Source organism: Streptomyces spiramenti (genome assembly GCF_012034385.1).
GTDB classification, from domain to species: Bacteria; Actinomycetota; Actinomycetes; order Streptomycetales; family Streptomycetaceae; genus Streptomyces; species Streptomyces spiramenti.
Genome location: NZ_JAAVJB010000017.1, coordinates 25,542 through 42,860 on the forward strand (window position 1 = coordinate 25,542; position 17,319 = coordinate 42,860).

18 protein-coding genes and 1 pseudogene are annotated in these 17,319 nt (G+C 70.5%); 15 read left to right on the forward strand and 4 right to left on the reverse strand.

Annotated features, from left to right (window positions below):
• Positions 1-37: 37 nt before the first annotated feature.
• The 5 genes from metF to HCJ92_RS04210 all read left to right on the forward strand — a co-directional run bounded on the left by metF (position 38) and on the right by HCJ92_RS04210 (position 4,828).
• Positions 38-946, forward strand: coding sequence for a methylenetetrahydrofolate reductase [NAD(P)H] (gene metF / locus HCJ92_RS04190; protein WP_167932032.1), 909 nt, complete (start codon positions 38-40; stop codon positions 944-946).
• 927 nt (positions 947-1,873) lie between these two features.
• The gene (locus tag HCJ92_RS04195; RefSeq protein ID WP_245240573.1) at positions 1,874-2,656 is read left to right on the forward strand and encodes an AfsR/SARP family transcriptional regulator; all 783 of its coding nucleotides are present in this window, start codon (positions 1,874-1,876) and stop codon (positions 2,654-2,656) included.
• A 66-nt stretch (positions 2,657-2,722) separates the two neighbouring features.
• A complete protein-coding gene (locus tag HCJ92_RS04200) occupies positions 2,723-3,310 on the forward strand; it encodes an RNA polymerase sigma factor (protein ID WP_167932048.1) in 588 nt (195 codons plus the stop codon).
• A complete protein-coding gene (locus HCJ92_RS04205) occupies positions 3,307-4,146 on the forward strand; it encodes an MGMT family protein (RefSeq protein WP_338054014.1) in 840 nt (279 codons plus the stop codon). Before HCJ92_RS04200 ends, HCJ92_RS04205 begins: the two co-directional genes overlap by 4 nt.
• 55 nt (positions 4,147-4,201) lie before the next feature.
• A complete protein-coding gene (locus tag HCJ92_RS04210) occupies positions 4,202-4,828 on the forward strand; it encodes a methylated-DNA--[protein]-cysteine S-methyltransferase (RefSeq protein WP_167932034.1) in 627 nt (208 codons plus the stop codon).
• 567 nt (positions 4,829-5,395) lie between these two features.
• Here the strand turns inward: HCJ92_RS04210 and HCJ92_RS04215 are convergent.
• Complete coding sequence (locus HCJ92_RS04215; RefSeq protein ID WP_167932035.1) at positions 5,396-6,208, reverse strand: hypothetical protein; 813 nt, start codon at positions 6,206-6,208, stop codon at positions 5,396-5,398.
• Between the two features lie 921 nt (positions 6,209-7,129).
• Between HCJ92_RS04215 and HCJ92_RS04220 the strand changes: the two genes are divergently transcribed.
• The 6 genes and pseudogenes from HCJ92_RS04220 to HCJ92_RS24675 form a co-directional block, all read left to right on the forward strand.
• Positions 7,130-7,918 (forward strand): 2OG-Fe(II) oxygenase, encoded by a 789-nt coding sequence (locus HCJ92_RS04220; RefSeq protein ID WP_167932036.1) that lies wholly within the window; start codon positions 7,130-7,132, stop codon positions 7,916-7,918.
• A 128-nt stretch (positions 7,919-8,046) separates the two neighbouring features.
• A complete protein-coding gene (locus tag HCJ92_RS04225) occupies positions 8,047-8,550 on the forward strand; it encodes a methylated-DNA--[protein]-cysteine S-methyltransferase (RefSeq protein ID WP_167932037.1) in 504 nt (167 codons plus the stop codon).
• A gap of 607 nt (positions 8,551-9,157) precedes the next feature.
• Positions 9,158-9,877, forward strand: a complete 720-nt coding sequence (locus HCJ92_RS04230; RefSeq protein ID WP_167932038.1) for a 2OG-Fe(II) oxygenase — start codon at positions 9,158-9,160, stop codon at positions 9,875-9,877.
• Positions 9,878-10,115: 238 nt separating this feature from the next.
• Positions 10,116-10,706 carry a type 1 periplasmic-binding domain-containing protein gene (locus tag HCJ92_RS04235; RefSeq protein WP_167932039.1) on the forward strand — a complete coding sequence of 197 codons (591 nt, stop codon included), beginning with the start codon at positions 10,116-10,118 and terminating at the stop codon, positions 10,704-10,706.
• 118 nt (positions 10,707-10,824) lie between these two features.
• Positions 10,825-11,052 carry a hypothetical protein gene (locus HCJ92_RS24670; RefSeq protein WP_245240570.1) on the forward strand — a complete coding sequence of 76 codons (228 nt, stop codon included), beginning with the start codon at positions 10,825-10,827 and terminating at the stop codon, positions 11,050-11,052.
• 11 nt (positions 11,053-11,063) lie between these two features.
• Positions 11,064-11,162 (forward strand): annotated as a pseudogene (locus HCJ92_RS24675) (TIGR02391 family protein); the annotation flags it as partial.
• A gap of 171 nt (positions 11,163-11,333) precedes the next feature.
• Here the strand turns inward: HCJ92_RS24675 and HCJ92_RS04245 are convergent.
• The 3 genes from HCJ92_RS04245 to HCJ92_RS04255 are packed head-to-tail and all read right to left on the reverse strand — an operon-like array spanning position 11,334 to position 13,259.
• Positions 11,334-11,762 carry an arsenate reductase ArsC gene (locus tag HCJ92_RS04245; protein WP_338054015.1) on the reverse strand — a complete coding sequence of 143 codons (429 nt, stop codon included), beginning with the start codon at positions 11,760-11,762 and terminating at the stop codon, positions 11,334-11,336.
• Complete coding sequence (gene arsB / locus HCJ92_RS04250) at positions 11,755-12,870, reverse strand: ACR3 family arsenite efflux transporter (protein ID WP_167932040.1); 1,116 nt, start codon at positions 12,868-12,870, stop codon at positions 11,755-11,757. Before arsB ends, HCJ92_RS04245 begins: the two co-directional genes overlap by 8 nt.
• Positions 12,867-13,259, reverse strand: a complete 393-nt coding sequence (locus HCJ92_RS04255; protein WP_167932041.1) for an ArsR/SmtB family transcription factor — start codon at positions 13,257-13,259, stop codon at positions 12,867-12,869. The genes arsB and HCJ92_RS04255 overlap by 4 nt, the downstream gene beginning before the upstream one ends.
• Positions 13,260-13,338: 79 nt before the next feature.
• Between HCJ92_RS04255 and HCJ92_RS04260 the strand changes: the two genes are divergently transcribed.
• The 4 genes from HCJ92_RS04260 to HCJ92_RS04275 all read left to right on the forward strand — a co-directional run bounded on the left by HCJ92_RS04260 (position 13,339) and on the right by HCJ92_RS04275 (position 16,539).
• Positions 13,339-13,767: an ArsI/CadI family heavy metal resistance metalloenzyme gene (locus HCJ92_RS04260; RefSeq protein ID WP_167932042.1), complete on the forward strand. Its 429-nt coding sequence runs from the start codon at positions 13,339-13,341 to the stop codon at positions 13,765-13,767.
• A 482-nt stretch (positions 13,768-14,249) separates the two neighbouring features.
• Positions 14,250-14,597: an acyltransferase gene (locus HCJ92_RS04265; RefSeq protein WP_245240571.1), complete on the forward strand. Its 348-nt coding sequence runs from the start codon at positions 14,250-14,252 to the stop codon at positions 14,595-14,597.
• The gene (locus HCJ92_RS04270; RefSeq protein WP_167932043.1) at positions 14,594-15,961 is read left to right on the forward strand and encodes a helix-turn-helix domain-containing protein; all 1,368 of its coding nucleotides are present in this window, start codon (positions 14,594-14,596) and stop codon (positions 15,959-15,961) included. Before HCJ92_RS04265 ends, HCJ92_RS04270 begins: the two co-directional genes overlap by 4 nt.
• Positions 15,961-16,539 (forward strand): transcriptional regulator, encoded by a 579-nt coding sequence (locus HCJ92_RS04275; RefSeq protein ID WP_167932044.1) that lies wholly within the window; start codon positions 15,961-15,963, stop codon positions 16,537-16,539. Before HCJ92_RS04270 ends, HCJ92_RS04275 begins: the two co-directional genes overlap by 1 nt.
• Positions 16,540-17,319 lie beyond the last annotated feature (780 nt).

Consider the following 17,319-nt stretch of genomic DNA (forward strand, 5'->3'; position numbering starts at 1 on the left):
GAGCGACCCCCACCCCCGCCCACGGAGAGACACCGACATGTGGTCACCACCCCGGCGCAGCCACCTCCCCGACCTCCTCGGCAGGGGCGAACGCTCGTACTCCTTCGAATTCTTCCCTCCCCGGACCGCTGCCGGCGAACGCGCGCTCTGGGAGGCAGTCCGCCGCGTCGAGGCCGTCTCCCCGACCTTCGTCTCGGTGACCTACGGAGCCGGGGGGTCCTCGCGCGACCGCACGATCACCGCCGTCGAGCGCCTGGCCACCGAGACGACGCTGCGCCCCGTCGCCCACCTCACCGCCGTCGGCCACTCGGTCGCAGAATTGCGGAACCTGATCGGGCAGTACGCGAACTCCGGCATACATGATGTTCTCGTACTGCGCGGCGATCCGCCCGGAGACCCGAACGGCCCCTGGACCCCACACCCCCAGGGCTTCCGTCACGCCTGCGAACTCGTCTCACTGGTCAAGGAAACAGGTGACTTCAGCGTGGGCGTGGCCGCCTTCCCCGAGCGCCACCCCCGCTCCGGCGACTGGGAGAGCGACACCCGGCACTTCGTGGAGAAGTGCCGGGCAGGCGCGGACTACGCCATCACCCAGATGTTCTTCGACGCCGAGCTGTATCTCAGGCTGCGCGACCGGGTCGCGGCCGCGGGCTGCGACACCCCCGTCATCCCGGAGATCATGCCTGCCACCGACGTACGCCAGATCAGCCGGTTCGCCCGGCTGAGCGGCGCCACCTTCCCCGACGACCTGGCCCACCGGTTGCAGGCCGCCCAGGACGACCCGTCCGCCGCGTACCGCATCGGAGTCGAACACGCCACAGCCATGGCGGAGCGGCTGCTCGACGAAGGCGCCCCCGGGCTGCACTACATCACTCTCAACCGATCCACCGCGGCCCTGGACATCCATCGCGCCCTCCGGAGCTCGAGAAGCCTGCCTGCCGGCTGACGTCACGAGAAACGACGTTCCACCGACCCCACGGCCACCGGCTCGCCTCGGGCACAAGAGGGCCACCTCCTTCGTGGACGAAACCCCCGTTTCCGCGACCACACCCGGACAGGCGGCCACCCCGCATCCCACAGGTGTGACTCGGTGTCAGCCGTGGGCCGGCGCACATGGCCACGGCACGCCGGCACGACGAACCAAGGACGGGGAGACCCGTCTGCCAGGAGCGCCCCGACGGAGTCGCGAACACGCGCCCCGGGACCCTGGAACGCCCCGCGGGAGCGGGTGGGCATTCGGGATTCCGGGGCAAGCGTCGCAGCGGCCCGAGCCGCCTGCGACAACCCTCCGCGTTGCGAAGAGGCTCATTACGCCTCGCCTGTGTCGCCGAAGAACTGCCGCGGTGATTCATGGGGGAGGGGCGGACCAGGCCAGCGCTGAATCGATTCAAATCGGTCGGTCACGGCTTCTTCCGTAAGACCGGACCCCGGGCTTGCGGCGCCCCGATGACAGCAGCTCGGCAGGGACGGCCCCGACCTGCGTCGGGCCGTCGCGTTCGCGGCGCGGATTCGATGCGGTGAAAAGTGTGGCCGCCACCGGTGCGGTCACGTGACTTCGGGTCGCTCGCCAAGGGAGCCGCCTGGTGGAATTCGCCCCGGCGATTCCGTCCACCGCGCCACCGGAGCGGCCTCTCCAGTTACCTTCTCGTCGCCATCCGACCGCATCCGGGGCTACCGCGCGACGGGCCGCACCAGTCGATCTCCCCGCAACGGAAGCTCGCCCACTGGACGCCACGACTCCGGCCACAACCACGGGAACAAGCCGAGGCAGGCCAATCAAATCACGAAAGCCGAGCCGTGGCCGCGGATCGAGGTTAATGTCGACTTCGGTGGAACCGGAATCTTTCCGAAGGATACGGAGGAGGCAATGGAAATGGGTGTACTGGGCCCCTTATTGCTGCTGAAAAATGAAACCGACCTGACTCCGAGTGCCCCGAAACCGCGCCAACTGCTCGCCTTCCTGATGCTCAACGCGAACCAGATGGTACGCGCGAGTGAATGTATCAAGGAGTTATGGGACTCCCACCCTCCCAAGAGCTCGATGTCCACCCTGCAGACGTACGTGCTCCACATACGGCAGGCTCTTCGCTGCACCGCAGCGGACGTCCACGACCAGACCCTCGTCACCCAGAACCACGGCTACCAGCTGAAGGTGGCTCCTCCCTCCTTCGACCGCTTCCGCTTCGAGCGCATGGACCGGCTCGGCCAGGAAGCCGCAGCGGCCGGCCGCTTTCAGCAGGCCTCCGAGTATTTCGCCGCAGCCCTGGCCCTGTGGCGTGGCCCCGCCCTCGCAGACGTGCAGACAGGCCCCCTCAGCAGGGCCCACCTGGTCGAGCTGGAGGAGACACGCAAAGGCGTGCTCGAACGCCGCATCGAAGCGGACCTGCGGATCGGCAGGCACCGAGAGCTTCTGGACGAACTCGCCGCCCTGGCCGTGCAGCTCCCCACCCACGAGAACATCCACGCCCAGTACATGCTCGCGCTGCACCGATCGGGCGAGCGTCGCCGCGCGCTCACCGTCCACCACACGCTGGGGCGTGTGCTGCGGGACACCCTGGGCATCGAACCCACGCCGCGCCTGCAGTTCCTCTACGAGGCCATCAAGTCGGGCGATCCCGTGCTCGACGTGCCTGCGGCCACCGCCCGGACGAAGTAGACCCCGCGCACCGCCCCGACCGCGCACCCCTGCAACCCGATGCATCGAGACGGTGTTTCCCCGATGATGGACGACGAGACGGAGCAGCTGACCGAGTTACTCGCGGCGGACCTGGACGACGGTTTCACAGAGCTGGTCCGGGTCCACGCGCGCGGCGTTCACGCCTTCCTGCTGCGTGTGGCGGGCTCCGCCGCGGAGGCGGACGACCTGGGTCAGGAAACGTTCTTGCGTGCCTACACCGCGCTGCGGGGCTACTCCGGTGACCGTCGTCGGGCCCTGCGGCCCCGCGCATGGTTGCTGACGATTGCAGCCAACGTCTGGCGCAACCACGTGCGCACCAGCGTGCGACGCCCGGTGTCGGCCATGCGGGTGGAGGACGCGGAAGACATGTGGAGCGACGCGAGGCCGGGCCCCGAGGAACGGGCCACCGCGGTCGAGGACCGCCACCGGCTCGTCGCGGCGCTGTCGCAGCTGCCGGAGCTGTACCGGGTGCCGGTGGTGCTGCGGCATGTGGTGGGCCTGAGCTACGCCGAATTGGCCGAGGTACAGGACTGCCCGGTGGGCACGGCCAAGGCGCAGGTGTCCCGCGGTCTCGGCCATCTGCGGCGACTGCTCGGACCGCACGAGGCGGAGCGGAAGAAGGTGGCGATGTGAAACCGGACGGTGAGCAGACATCCCGGTCGCCCGGCCCCCTGGAATCCCGACTGGCAGAGCTGGGCCAGGGAGGAGCGACCACCGCGGAGCACTTCGCCCTGCGCGTCCTGCGGCGTACGGGCATTCCGCACACCCGCTACGACACGTACGTGCGGCTGGAGACCGCGGCCGGCGGACTGTACGTGGCATTCAATTCGCACGCGATCACGATGTCCGTACTGGAGTCCGATTCCAGGCAGGGGCAGAGGCCCGTGACGGCGGAGCGGTTCGAGGAACTGCACCGCCGACGCGTCGGCCGCTCCGCGATCCCCACCGAAAAGCCACTGGCCGGCCTGCGGCCCGCGCTGCGGACCGGCCGCTCCCGGCACCTGCCGATCGACCTCTCGACGCTCCCCGCGGCCGAACGCGCCGTGCTGGAGGCGGTACGCGCCATCCCCCCCGGCCAGCTGCGTCCGGCCTCCTGGATCGCCCGGGAAGCCGCGCAGCAGATGCGAGCGGAGGCGGTGATCGGTGTCCTCGCGCACAACCCCGTGACCGTCCTGGTCCCGTGCCACCGCGCCACCGACGACAACGGCGCCCCGTGCGACGCCGCATACCCGCACGAGACAGGGGACGCACTGCGCCACGCGGAAGGCATGGACCCGGCCGCGGTGCGGCAGTGGGCGCAGGGTGACGCCACGCTCCTCGGCAGCACCACCACCCGCATCTACTGCCACCCCACCTGCGCCCACGCTCGCAGAATCACCCCGGCGCGCCGCGTTCCCTTCCGCACCCCCGGCGACGCCCGCCGCGCGGGCTACCGCGCCTGCAAGAGCTGCCGCCCGGCCGCTGCCTGACCGCAGCGACCGGATCTGGCCGTCCCCTCCCGCCCTCGACGTACGGAGCCATCCCATGCCCAGTAACGGCACCCCCACCGCCGGACGGGACGACACGACAGCCGTCTCGCTCGCGCGCGTCCCGACGCCTCTCGGCGACCTGAACCTCGCCGCCACCGCGGACGCACTGATCTACTGCGGTTTCCAGCCGCTGGACGAGGTACGCGGCCGTCTTGCACGCTCAGGCCTGCGTGAAGTCGACGATCCCGAGCGCCGAGCCGTCCTCGAGACGACCTCCGCCCAGTTGGACGCGTACCTCCAAGGCAGGATCCGCTCCTTCACCGTCCCGGTCGATCTGCGCCTGGCCACTCCCTTCAGCCGGCGGACCGTCTCGAGACTGGACGCGCTCGTACCGTACGGGAGCACAGCGACCTACGGTGCGCTGGCCCGCGCGCTCGACCGTCCGCGTGCCGCCCGAGCGGTGGGCGCCGCGCTCGGGGCGAACCCGCTGTGCGTGGTTCTGCCCTGCCACCGCATCGTGGGATCGACCGGAGCACTCACCGGATACGCCGGCGGCGTGGACGCCAAGAAGTACCTCCTCGCGCTGGAGACACGCGAGCGCCTCGGCGCCGACGCGAACGCCCCTGCGGAGGCCCCACCCACGCCCGGACCCCGCGTCAGCCGACGACCCCGGTGCGCGTGACAGGGCGGGAGTACGCCCTGACCGCCCCAGGGCGGACGGGAAGCGGCCGGACCCGTACCACGACCCCACGCCGTGCTCACCATCTGCCCGCGCCCGCCGGCGCGAGAAGGGCGCGCAGCAACTACCCCCTCGAAAAGCTCCCGTGCACCGGCGCCGCAGCTGCTGCTCCGCCGACCACGATGCAGCTACCTGCTGCGGCGCCCCGACCGGCGGCCCCCCAACCGCACCCCGGCGGCGCGCCGTGGCGGCCCTCGCGCTCGTCCGCAACCACCCGACCACCAACGCCTCACCCCCAAGAGCCGGGGGTGCGATCCCGAACGACCAGCGCCTGCCGAGGGCCCTTCGCACCACAGGACTCGCGCTCCGCAATCACCGCGCCCCGGGCGGACACGGGCGACGCCGCGTCGGGGCACCGCTCACGCCGCGGGGGCTGCGAGTCCTCACCCGGGCACCGCTGCGGGACCCCGGCGCCCCGGACGGCTGCCACCCCCTCGCAGAACGGAAAGCGGCCCCCACCACCCGGAGGATCACCGGGCAGCAAGCGCCGCTTCTCGTGCTCCCGAGCCGTCAGACCGTCACCGGCTCCGCCGACGACTTGATCTCCACCTCTATCCCGGCCGACACGGACAGCGCCTCGATCAGCTTGCGGACCATCAGCCTCGTGCCGTCCGGGTTGAGCGCCATCGCCGCCTGAACCGCATCAGGGCTGAGCTTCTTCGCGACCCGGGCCAGCCCCTGGTAAGGGTCCTTGGTCACGGACAGCGGCACGTTCCCGTCGACGCCTGCCAGGTACGCCAGAACCGCGTCCTCGGTGGCGCTCTTCTCCCCGACCGCCTCCGGGGGGAGCGCCTGGACCGCTCCCCTCACCATGGCAGACGTGACACCCAGCCGTTTCACCCGGATCAGTGCCACATAGAGCAGCGCCGCCGCATCGACGCCGTGCTTCTCCGTGAGGGACACCAACTCCCTGGCCTGGGCAATGCCCAGCCTCTTGGAAACCACGGTTTCCAAGCCGTTCGAATCCGTGCGCACTGAATCGAACAATCTCTCGGCAATCCTCCAGGTCTTGATCAGTTGGTTCGCGTACTGCGGTGTGATGTCCCACAGCTCGTGGCAGTACTCCTCGAACGTTCCGTGCGTCGCCCTGTAGAGCTTTCCGTCCCGCACCACCTGGAGCGCCTTGCCCGCAGCCCAGTAAGCGATCCGCAGGTTCTCCAGGGCCGCCTCGCACCGCGCCAACAGTTCACGCTCCTGGACGATGAGCACCGGCGCGTCGGACAGCTGCTTCGCCGGTAAGTGGCCGATGGCCCGGGCCAGGGCCGCCGCGGTGTCCGACGTGCCCGCCCCGGCGAGACCACACCTGTCGACCTGGTGCCCCATCAGGACACCCGCTCCGCCGCCGGAGTACCGCACCGGGAGCCCTCACGCGCCGCCGGCGCGGCGGCTTCGGCCCTCAGCCCCGTCCCGACGACGGCAAGCGTCGCCCGACTGCTGGGGACTGCGACCCCACCGCCCCGAAGTACAGCTGTCGAATGAGCCATCAGACGTTCCTTCCAGAAAACAGTCGGAGTTCACCAGCCAGTACAGCTACGCGGCACAGGGCGCGGCACGTCGGCAACCCCGGACGAAGCACCCGACCGTTGCCCCGGAACGCTACGCCCAGCATGCTCAGAACAATCTGATCAGCCATTTCACCAACGACACCTCGTCAAGACCCACCGAAGAAATACCGGAAGTCACCGGGGGAACGCCCCGGCGACGATCGACCAACAGGCCGAACCCCCCCCTGAACCCATGAGCTCCTCGGAACCCATTGGCCACACACCTCTTCCGGCTCGAACAGGCTACGGGATTCACGCCGGACTCGCGGTGTCTCTATACAAGACCCTGACCGGTTCACAGTGAAATCCTGCGGCGGGACGCCTCTGAACCATCTGTGTTGCACAGGCCACGGCGCCCCCAGCCGTCACACGGGCATAACTCGCTACGGATGACCCGCCGCCCCGGGGTCCCGATTCCTTACCGAACGGTCCGCACGAGACTGTCGGTTGCCGGTCCGGCCACAACAAGGACAAGCATGACCTCTGGTCAGACGCATTACCGGCGCGGCCTTCAACGCGTCCTTTGCGAGCCGGCCGCCCGCGTGAACGAAACGCTCCACTCTCGTCGCATATCAGGGAAGCGCGATGTCCGAAAACCGCCAGCATCCGGTCGATGCCGCGGGGACGATCGTTGACGGCCAGGCGACTCGTCCCGCCCCGCCCCGCGCGTGTCAGCACCACAGAACCACGAAAGACCCTCATGAACCAGCACACCCACGAGGCCGGCACCCTGTTCCCCGCCGATACGACGCCGGCCTACCCGGTGCCGCACGTCCAAGCGACGGACGGCCTGCCCGGGCTCGACGCACTCGACTGGAACCAGCTGCACGCCCAGCTGAACGCCGAGGGTGTAGCCCTCACGCCGCCAGTGCTTTCGCAGGCGCAGTGCCAGGAAATCACCGACACCTTCGACAAACCCGAACTGTTCCGCTCCACGGTCGTCATGCAGCGCCACCAGTTCGGCCGCGGCACCTACAAGTACTACGCCGACACAGCCGCGGTGCCGCTGATCCGGATTCTCCGCGAGCAGCTTTACCCGCCGATGGCGTGGATCGCCAACCAGTGGGCGGACCAGCTGAACGAGCGAACCTTCCCACCCTCCCTCGAGGAACTGCTCGCCGAGTGCGCGGACCGCGGGCAGCGCCGCTCCACTCCGCTGATCCTGCGTTACGGGCCCGGCGACTACGCCTGCCTGCACCAGGACATCTACGGCGACATCGTTTTCCCGCTGCAGATCGCGATCATGCTCAACCAACCGGGCACGGACTTCACCGGCGGTGAGAACGTATTCGTCGAGCAGCGGCCCCGCGCCCAGTCCCGTGCGATCGTGGTCAAGCCCGAACGCGGCCAGGGCATGATCTTCCCCGTGCGACACCGCCCGACCCGCGGTGACAACGGCTTCCGACGCCACCCCATGCGGCACGGCACCAACACCGTGACGTCCGGACAGCGCAACACGCTCGGCCTCATCTTCCACAACGCCCGCTGACCGGTCGCCAGGCCCGCGACACACGGGCAGCAGTCCGCATCGGCCCGCACCCGTCCTCGGACGATCCACGCGACCTGAGCCGGACATCCCGGACGGCGCCGCACCGGCCCGTACCCAGAGAGGCGACGATGACCGCCTGGACGACGATTCCCAGCCCACTGGGCGACCTGCTGCTCCTGGGCGAGGGGAGCACCGACAGCTTCGCCCTGACCTCCCTGTCCATGCCCGGACAAAGCAACGCCCCGGCCCAACCCCCCGAACGGCAGCGGAACGCAGAGCCGTTCACCGCCATCAGCCGACAGCTCGCGAGGTACTTCACCGGCGAACTCTCCCAGTTCGACATCCATGTCACCCCAGCCGGCACCGACTTCCAGCGACGCATCTGGAACGCGCTGGAAGAGATCCCCTACGGCACCACGACCACGTACGGGGCCCTCGCCGCCCGACTGGAGCTGCCGCGCGGGCAGGTCAGAGCACTCGGCGCCGCCATCGCCGCGAACCCGTTGCTGCTTCTGCGCCCCTGCCATCGCGTCATCGGTGCGGACGGCTCGATGCGCGGCTACGCCGGCGGCGTCGAACGCAAGGTGCGCCTGCTCACCCACGAAGGCGCCCTGCAGCCGACCCTCATCTGAGAGCGTGTGTGAGACCCCACGCCGGGCCCGCGACGCCGGCTACGGCCATCTGCTGCGTTGTCAGGAACACCCGAAGACAACGCGGCATGAGGGTGCCCCTCCGCCGTGCAACTGACCGCATCCGGCGCCGCGAGCCGATCCGACGTGGGGTCTCGAACACGCGCTGAGTTTCCCCGCCCGAGCACACCGTCAGTTCACGGCGGCTCCCCGCAGCCCCCCGCGGCGGGCCCTCGTGGGTCGGGACTCCCACCGAAGGACGACGGACAACCCGCCCGCTCAGTTCTCCGACCCTCACCGAGCTCACCGCCACCACCCCTTGCCCCACCACCGCGACAGGCCGGCTACCGCCACCGGCGACTCACACCCGGCAGCAGGCCGGCCCGCCCGGGACGACATCCGGCAACGGAGCAAGAGCGCTCCCCGTCGACGCCGCATCGCTGCGCCTCCGGCACGTGCGACCCGACTGCCCCGGCAGGCGGCCGGGCCGCACGCTGCACCTCTCGCTCGCCACGACACCCACCGGACCGGGCCACCCTGACTCCGGCGCCCCCGTACCGGAAGAGGCCGAGTGGCGCGACCCTCCTCACCCGACCAAGGAACCCATGACATGCCCGAGACCACCCCGCCCGCCGAGACAGTCGCACAGACCGACTGGGCCGCACTCACAGCAGAACTCGACACGCACGGCCACGCCTTGACCGGACAACTGATCACCCCCGCCGAGTGTCGTGACATCACCGCCCTCTACGACCACCAGCACCACTTCCGCACCACCGTGGACATGGCCCGCCACCGGTTCGGCTCCGGCCGGTACCGCTACTTCACCCACGACCTTCCCGACGTCGTACAGGCTCTGCGCGACGCTTTCTACCCCCGACTACTGCCCATCGCGCGGGAGTGGGCAGCCAAACTGGGCAAGCCCGCCCCCTGGCCCGACACCCTCGCCGAATGGCTGGAGAAGTGCCATGCGGCAGGGCAGCACAGATCCGCGCAGATCCTGCTGCGCTACGGGCCCGGGGACTGGAACGCCCTGCACCGCGACGTGTTCGGCGACATGCTCTTCCCCCTGCAGGTCGTCATCGGCCTCGACACCCCCGGCGCGGACTTCACCGGCGGAGAGTTCTTGATGACGGAACAGCGCCCCCGGGCCCAGTCCCGCGGCTCGGCGATCGCCCTCCCCCAAGGCCACGGCCTGGTCTTCACCACACGTGACCGCCCGGTCGCCACCAAACGCGGCTGGTCCAACGCACCGATGCGGCACGGTGTGAGCACCGTCCGATCCGGGCGCCGCCACACGCTCGGTCTCGTCTTCCACGACGCCGCATGACCCCCGACCGAGCAGGCGTCAGCACAACCTCGACACCCTGCCACAGCGGAGGACACCGCCACGACCACCGGCACGAGCGGCCGGACCGGCCCTGTCCGCTGCGGGCCTCCCGCCCACGGCCACTGGGGCGTCCGACCAACGGCCGACGCAGTGAGAGCACCGCCGTGGCCCGGCCCGGCACCGAGCGCCTGCCGTCCCCTTGCACCCGCCCGAGAGCCGAACGAGGGAGCACCGCCCGATGAACCCTCTCAGCGAACACGACACAGCCTCGCGATCACCCCTCATCACCCACGACGACCTCGCCGCCCACACGGACGAGCTGCCCCTGCCCCAGCCCCCCACGAACGCCGAACTCACCGCGATCCTCACCCTGCTGAGCCCTCCCGGACAGCGGACCGCAGCAGTCACTGTCGGACACAGCCGCGACGACGCCTCCCGCACGGCCGCCCAGGCATTCCACACCGCGTGGACGGCACGCGGAGGCCACGTCCTGGCAGTCGTCCACTGGCCCGAGAGGGCCGCCTCGTGGCTGCGCCCGGCACGACGGCTCACCGCCGAGACCCCCGACTCCTGGGTGATCGCCGCCGCCCCGCTGGGCTTCGCACAGCTCGCCCGCCGCCTGCGTGACTCCACCGGCTTCGATCCCGCCCGTACGGTCGCGTTCTCCTCGCTGAACACCGCACGGCTACCCGCACTGGCCGGTCCCGGCACACTGAGCGGAATGCGCGGCGCGAGCGCAGACGGCGGTACCTGGCACCTGCACGGCGCCCGGATCACTTCCCACCCGCCGGCGGAGACGAGCTCCGGTAGTGCCGGCGCAGGTCGATGAAGCAGGGTGTGTTCGGTGTCAGGTCGAATACACGATGCTCGCCTCGAGGGGTCTCCTGCGGACGGGGTCGGTGAAGCCCGGGCAGTAAGCGGCGGTGATGCGGCGGCAGGAGTCGGATGTGGCGGAGGCCGCCGGCGGCGCGGGGCGTGCGGTCGAGGTCACCGGCGCGAAGATCGGGGTGGAGAGCGCCGGCGTGGTGGACGCGATCTCGAACTGGTCGTTGATGTCCTCCCCGAAGGCCCTGTTCGCGCCGCAGGAGGTGCGGACCATCGCGGCCGACGTCAGGGGCCGGCTCAGATCGATGGTCGATGACGCCAGGGCGAGCGGCGACACGGAGACGCCTTGACGGTCAAGAGCATGCGAAACAGGCTTGGGACCTTGGCCAAGGCGTTGGCCGGGCTGGCGACCGGGTTGAACGCGACGGTGCGGAACGTGACCACCCACAGCCGTGATGAGCTGGACGAGCAGGAGGCGGTGGAGCGGTTGGCGGCCTACAGCTACCTCGCTCGGCTGCTGGGCTGCCGTGAGATACGCCGGGCGCCCTGGGCCGGCCCAGGCCGCTTTGAGCATGGCTGCGGGCCGCCCTGGGCGGGGGTGGCCCGCGGCGGGGGCGGTGGGGTGTTGACGTCAGCCGGTGGCGGGGAGGGGCAGTTCGGCCAGGAGGTGTCGGACGTGGTGTTCGATCTGGTCGCGGATGGTGCGGACGGCCTGGATGCCGGCTCCTGCGGGGTCGAGCAGGTGCCAGTCGAGGTACCGCTTGCCGGGGAAGATCGGGCAGGCGTCGCCGCAGCCCATGGTGATGACGTAGTCCGAGGCGCGGACGGTGTCGGGGGTGAGGAGTTTCGGGGTGGCGGTGGAGATGTCGATACCGGCCTCGCGCATGGCCTCCACCGCGACGGGGTTGACCTGGTGGCCGGGAAGGGAACCGGCGGAGCGGACCTCGACGCGGTCGCCGGCGAGGTGGGTGAGGAACCCGGCGGCCATCTGGGAGCGGCCGGCGTTGTGGACGCAGACGAACAGCACGGACGCCGGGGCTGCGGGGGACCGGTCAGACACGGGCGTTCTCCGTGGCGGGTGAGGGCGGCGCGGGGCCGGTGCCGTCAGCGGGTGGGAAGCGGTGGCGCAGCGCGAGCGCGAGGTAGACCAGGGCGATGAGGACGGGGACCTCGATGAGGGGGCCGACGACGCCGGCCAGGGCTTGTCCGCTGGTGGCGCCGAAGGTGGCGATGGTGACGGCGATGGCGAGTTCGAAGTTGTTGCCTGCGGCGGTGAAGGCGAGGGTGGTGGCCCGGGGGTAGTCCAGGCCGGCGGCGCGTCCTGCGGCCATCGCTCCGGCCCACATGAGGACGAAGTAGACCAGGAGCGGCAGCGCGATACGGGCGACGTCGAAGGGGCGGGAGGTGATGGCCTCGCCCTGGAGGGCGAAGAGCAGCACGATGGTGAACAGCAGTCCGTACAGGGCGAAGGGGCTGATGCGGGGGAGGAACCGTTCCTCGTACCAGGCGCGGCCCCGGATCTGTTCGCCCAGTCGGCGGCTGGCCCAGCCGGCGGCCAGGGGGATGCCGAGGAAGATCAGGACGCTGCGGGCGATCTCCCACACCGAGACGTCCAGGGTGGTCTGCTCCAGTCCGAGCCAGCCGGGTAGGACGGTGAGGTAGAACCAGCCCAGCGCTGCGAAGGCGAGGATCTGGAAGAGGCTGTTGAGGGCGACCAGAACGGCGGCGGCCTCCCGGTCCCCGCAGGCGAGGTCGTTCCAGATGATGACCATGGCGATGCAGCGGGCGAGTCCGACGATGATCAGGCCGGTGCGGTACTCGGGAAGGTCGGGCAGGAACAGCCACGCCAGCGCGAACATCAACGCCGGTCCGAGAAGCCAGTTCAGCGCCAGGGACAGCGCCAGCAGCCGACGGTCGCCGGTGACCGCGCCCAGCCGGTCGTAGCGGACCTTGGCCAGCGGCGGGTACATCATCACCAGTAGTCCCAGCGCGATCGGCAGGGACACCTCCGCGACGGTCACCCGCGCCAGCGCCCCACCGAGCCCGGGGACCGCGCGGCCCAGGGCGAGGCCGGCTGCCATGGCCGCCAGGATCCACACCGCCAGCCACCGGTCGGTGAACGACAACGCTCCCCGCGGCCCCGGCACGCCGGTCCCGGTCGCGCTCACCGGGCGGCCTCGGTGGTGTCGGCCGACGGCGCGCCGGCCGGGCGGGTCAGGACGCGGGCCAAGCGGTCAGTCGCCTCCGGCAGCAGCCAGTAGTAGACCCAGGTCCCGCGGCGCTCGCAGTCGATGAGCCCGGCCTGCCGCAGCAGTTTCAGGTGGTGGGAGATCGTCGGCTGGGAGAGGTCGAAGGCGGGGGTCAGGTCGCACACGCACACCTCGCCGCCCGACCGCGAGGCGATCATCGACAGCAACCGCAGCCTGACCGGGTCCCCCAGCGCCTTGAACACCTTCGCCACGGCCTCGGCCTGCTCTTCGTCCAGTGGGGCGGCCAGCAGCGCGGGGCAGCACTCCGCGACGTCCTGGCCCACGACCGGAAGCTCTTGTTTCGACATGCTTCTATCTTGACGTTCATCGAAACAAGGCGCAAGCTTGCATCGACAAACACCAATACAAGCAGCCCGGAGGCTCAGCATGTCCCGCATCCAACTCGCGCTCCGCGTCCCCGACCTCGAAGCCTCCATCACCTTCTACTCCAAACTCCTCGGCACCGAACCCGCCAAACGCCGCCCCGGCTACGCCAACTTCGCCCTCACCGAACCCCCACTCAAGCTCGTCCTCCTCGAAGGCGAACCCACCACCGACACCCACCTCGACCACCTCGGCATCGAAGTCGACACCACCGACACCGTCACCGCCGCCACCACCCGACTCACCGAAGCCGGCCTCGCCACCTTCGAAGAGAACGACATCACCTGCTGCTATGCCCTCCAGGACAAGGTCTGGGTCCACGGCCCCGGTAAGGAACCCTGGGAGATCTACGTCGTCAAGGCCGACGCCGACACCCTCGGTGAGAGCGACACCACCAACACCCCCGCCCCCACCCCCTGCTGCCCCACCTGACCCCCGCAGGCCCCGGCACCACCCGCCGGGGCCCACCCACAACCCTGTCGACAGCTCCAGTCCGGCGTCCTGCGCTGCCAGCGCCCCGAGCTCGGGCATGCCGACCGCCGCCCACCCCACCGTTCCGTGCCCGGCCCGTCCGGCGACGGCGACCGCGTCGGCGGCGAGGGTCAGGAGCAGCGGCACGTCCCCGTCCGCCGCCGCAGCGGTTCCCGGCCGGAGCCGCCCGCCGGGCAGCACCCCGGACAGCGGCCCGCGGGCGGGCCGCTCCGTGGCGCCGGTCAGGGGAGGCGGCGTCAGCATCGGCCCCGTCGTCGCTTCATAGATCATATGTTCGATTATGCCTGTACAGCACCGCCTGTTCCGGGCGGGCCGGGATCGGGCCCGGCGGGGGTCCGGAGCGCACCCCCGCCGAGCCTGGGGCCCGGGGCGCACTGCCACCACCTGCGAAAAGTACCCAGAACGCACCTAGGGTGTATTGTATGCACATGGTTAATGCTTCGAGTGGTCGCGCTGCTACGACCAGCACTGAAAGGGGGCTGCGGGATGCCGTCGCGGCCCTTTTGCGCGCGACGGGGGAAACGCAGGCCGATCTCGCCAAGGGAATCGGCCGGGACCGCACGCAGGTCACTCGGAAACAGGGTGGTGCGGGGTGGAGTATTCGCGATCTCCATTACCTCGCCGCGCATTACGAGATGGGCCCGGCGGATCTTCTGCGAGGGGTCGACCACGCTCTGGCGTGTCTGCCGGAGCGCCGCCGCGCGGAGACGGTCGGCGGCACGCAGACGACCATCCCCGCCGACCAGCCGAGCGCGAAGGGCAAGCGATGACCGACCCGATCGAGAACCTGCTCCGGCAGGCCGACCCGCTGCCCCCACCCGGCGAACGGCTCCGGCTGCGGGAGGCCGGCGGCCTCTCCCGTGCCCAGGTCGCCGCCGCGGTCGGCGTCACCTCCGACACGTTGCGCCGGTGGGAGGCGGGGGAGACCACCCCGGCCGGGGAGCACCGCGCCACCTACACCCGGCTGTTGCGTGGCCTCGCGGACCGCTACCCGGCCCCTGCCGCCCCGCAGGCCCCCGCTCCTGCGCAGGCCGCTCCGGTCGTCGCGCACTCGTCGGTGCCGGAGTCCCCGCAGGCCCGCGCCGCCCGCACCGCGCACCACCGCCACCAGGAGCAGCGCCGCACCCGCACCACCACAGCCGAGGAGACCCGCACCGGGCTGCGCGGCCGGATCGCGGCCGCCGTGGAAGCCGAGCTGGAGGCCGCCGGCGGGGACGCGGACGCCGCGACCGCCGCGCTGACGAAGCGGGCGATCCCCGACGTCATGGCGCTGTTCGCCCTGTCCCGGAAGGGCGCCCGGTACGAGCACACCTCCTACCCCGCGCTCCCGCCGATCTTCTCGAAGCCGTCGAAGCGGGAGGCGGACCTGATCTGGGAAGCCCGCCCGTCCTGGCGCCGCCCCGGGCTGCGCCGCACCCCCGACGGCGAGCTGACCGTGACCGCCCTGGACGTCAACGCCGCCTACCTCAGCGCGCTCAAGACCCACCTGCCGATCGGCCGTCTCGAACACGCGCGGGGCGGGGAGCACGACCGGAAGCGGGCGGGGGTGTACCTGATCGATCCTCCGGTCTGGCGGCATCCCACCGGGCCGAACCCGCTCGGGGACCGCGAGGAGGGCGGGCCGCTGTGGGTGACGGAGCCGACCATGCGGCTCCTGCTGCGGCTCGCCGGGCCGAAGTACCGTCTGTTCGCCGCCCCGCCGGTCGTCCACGAGTCGTGGACGTCCGGTTCCACGGAGACGATGCTCGACTCCCTGCGGCAGCTCCTCGCCGACGCACGCGCTGATGCGATCGCTGCCGGGGACGACGTCACCCTCACCTACGTCAAGCAGATGTACGCGAAGTTCGTCTCCACGATCGGGGAGTCCGCCCACAACCGTGAGATCGTCCGCCCGGACTGGGTCCACCTCATCCGGAGTCAGGCGTTCGCGAACCTCTGGGGCCGCGCCTACAAGGCCGCCACCGCAGGTCTGACCGTCGTCTCCATGGCGGGTACGGACGAGCTGCACGTCGCCGGTGACTGGCAGGCCGTGTTCGAGCAGGGCACCGGCCTGTCGGAGATGAAGGTCAAGACGGACCCGCGCACCGGTGAGCCCACCACCTACACCGCCACCATCACCGAGGAGGCCCGCTGATGGCCGACGACTCCCGCTGGGTCGACCTCGGCACGTTCGGCGCCGACGGCGTCCACGGCGCCAACGCGATCGGTGCCGGGATCGAGCGCATGGTCACCGGCATCGCTTCCTCCCCGGACTCCCGGCGAGGCGTGAACGCCCGGCTCAACTACCTCACCAAGTCTGCCGCCGGCCGCCAAGCCATCATGGACGCCGGGATCAGCCGGCGGGCCCTCGCGGCGTGGACTGCGGGGAAGCGTTCCCCGTCCCCGAAGAACCGGGCCCGCCTGGACGCCGCCTACTGGGCGCTGCGGCGCGAGCGGGTCGCCTCCCACCTCAAGCAGCGCCTCGCCAACGGCGGGCGGGGGACTCGGATCGAGATCGACCCCGTCGACCAGAGCGGCGTTCCGCTCAAGCACCGCCGGCACCTCTCCATCCGCTCCACCACCGTCCGGCCCCGTGTCTGGGAAGCCGCCGTCGACGCCTGGCTCACAGGCGACCTGGACGCCATGACCGACGTCTGGGAAGGAGTCATCCAGGACCTCGACTCCGGCTACGACGCCTACACCTTCGTCTCCTCCGTCGGCTGGGCCTCCTGACCTGACACCACCACACAGCAGCGGCCCGCCACCCTCCTCGGGGCGGGGCCGGGCCGCACCGCTGCCCCGGAGGCCCCTCACAGGCCCTCACACGCCCGCAGGGGTCCGCCGGTCCACCGGCCCGCCGACCGGCCGCCCCCGCCCAGCGCCACGGCCTTCTCCTTTCCTCCCGGTCTCGACTGGTTCTGCCCCCGGAATTCCCGCCCGCACCGAGCGGCGACATCCGCCCGAATTCAATTGACGCCGCATCAGGAGTAGGCCTGGCTCGCGAATTGGTCACTCGTCTCGCTGTAATGCAAAGAGAGATTCGGCACCACGGAATGCGAAAAGCCCGGAATTCACCCGACGCGGCGGCCTCGCCGGACGCTGCGCGCCCGAAGGTGGTGCCCGGATTCCGTCGCAGGCGACCCACCGTGTATCACGCTGAAGGCCGGGGGTGTTGCCTGGATTCGGGTAATCTCGACAGCGATGCATCACGCCCCGGGACCCCGGACGCGCCGCCGAGTGTAGGGCCGGGACCCAAAGTTCACACAGGTCAGACGCATGACGCACCGCCAGCCCCCACCTCGTAGCCCGCCACGCCTGAACCCCCGCCGCCCACCGGCCGCATGACCACTAGTCACTCCGCACCACCCCAAAACAGGTGGTGAATTGCGGAGCAATTCAAGTATTTCGCGGAGCGAAATACCAGCTATTCGCGTAGCGAATAGCGTCCCGAATTGCGCAGCAATTCGGGGTAACGGCCCGTAGGGCCGTGCGTCGTTCCTGCGGAGCAGGACG

Bases quoted from the DNA above. Each gene is read 5' to 3' on its own strand.
- HCJ92_RS04200 (WP_167932048.1), top strand. From the start codon at position 2,723: ATGGACGACGAGACGGAGCAGCTGACCGAGTTACTCGCGGCGGACCTG.
- HCJ92_RS04275 (WP_167932044.1), top strand. From the start codon at position 15,961: ATGGCCGACGACTCCCGCTGGGTCGACCTCGGCACGTTCGGCGCCGAC.
- HCJ92_RS04235 (WP_167932039.1), top strand. From the start codon at position 10,116: ATGAACCCTCTCAGCGAACACGACACAGCCTCGCGATCACCCCTCATC.
- HCJ92_RS04195 (WP_245240573.1), top strand. From the start codon at position 1,874: ATGGGTGTACTGGGCCCCTTATTGCTGCTGAAAAATGAAACCGACCTG.
- HCJ92_RS04255 (WP_167932041.1), bottom strand. From the start codon at position 13,259: ATGTCGAAACAAGAGCTTCCGGTCGTGGGCCAGGACGTCGCGGAGTGC.
- HCJ92_RS04230 (WP_167932038.1), top strand. From the start codon at position 9,158: ATGCCCGAGACCACCCCGCCCGCCGAGACAGTCGCACAGACCGACTGG.
- metF (WP_167932032.1), top strand. From the start codon at position 38: ATGTGGTCACCACCCCGGCGCAGCCACCTCCCCGACCTCCTCGGCAGG.
- HCJ92_RS04215 (WP_167932035.1), bottom strand. From the start codon at position 6,208: ATGGGGCACCAGGTCGACAGGTGTGGTCTCGCCGGGGCGGGCACGTCG.
- HCJ92_RS04265 (WP_245240571.1), top strand. From the start codon at position 14,250: ATGCACATGGTTAATGCTTCGAGTGGTCGCGCTGCTACGACCAGCACT.
- HCJ92_RS04260 (WP_167932042.1), top strand. From the start codon at position 13,339: ATGTCCCGCATCCAACTCGCGCTCCGCGTCCCCGACCTCGAAGCCTCC.
- HCJ92_RS04270 (WP_167932043.1), top strand. From the start codon at position 14,594: ATGACCGACCCGATCGAGAACCTGCTCCGGCAGGCCGACCCGCTGCCC.
- HCJ92_RS04220 (WP_167932036.1), top strand. From the start codon at position 7,130: ATGAACCAGCACACCCACGAGGCCGGCACCCTGTTCCCCGCCGATACG.
- HCJ92_RS04225 (WP_167932037.1), top strand. From the start codon at position 8,047: ATGACCGCCTGGACGACGATTCCCAGCCCACTGGGCGACCTGCTGCTC.
- HCJ92_RS04210 (WP_167932034.1), top strand. From the start codon at position 4,202: ATGCCCAGTAACGGCACCCCCACCGCCGGACGGGACGACACGACAGCC.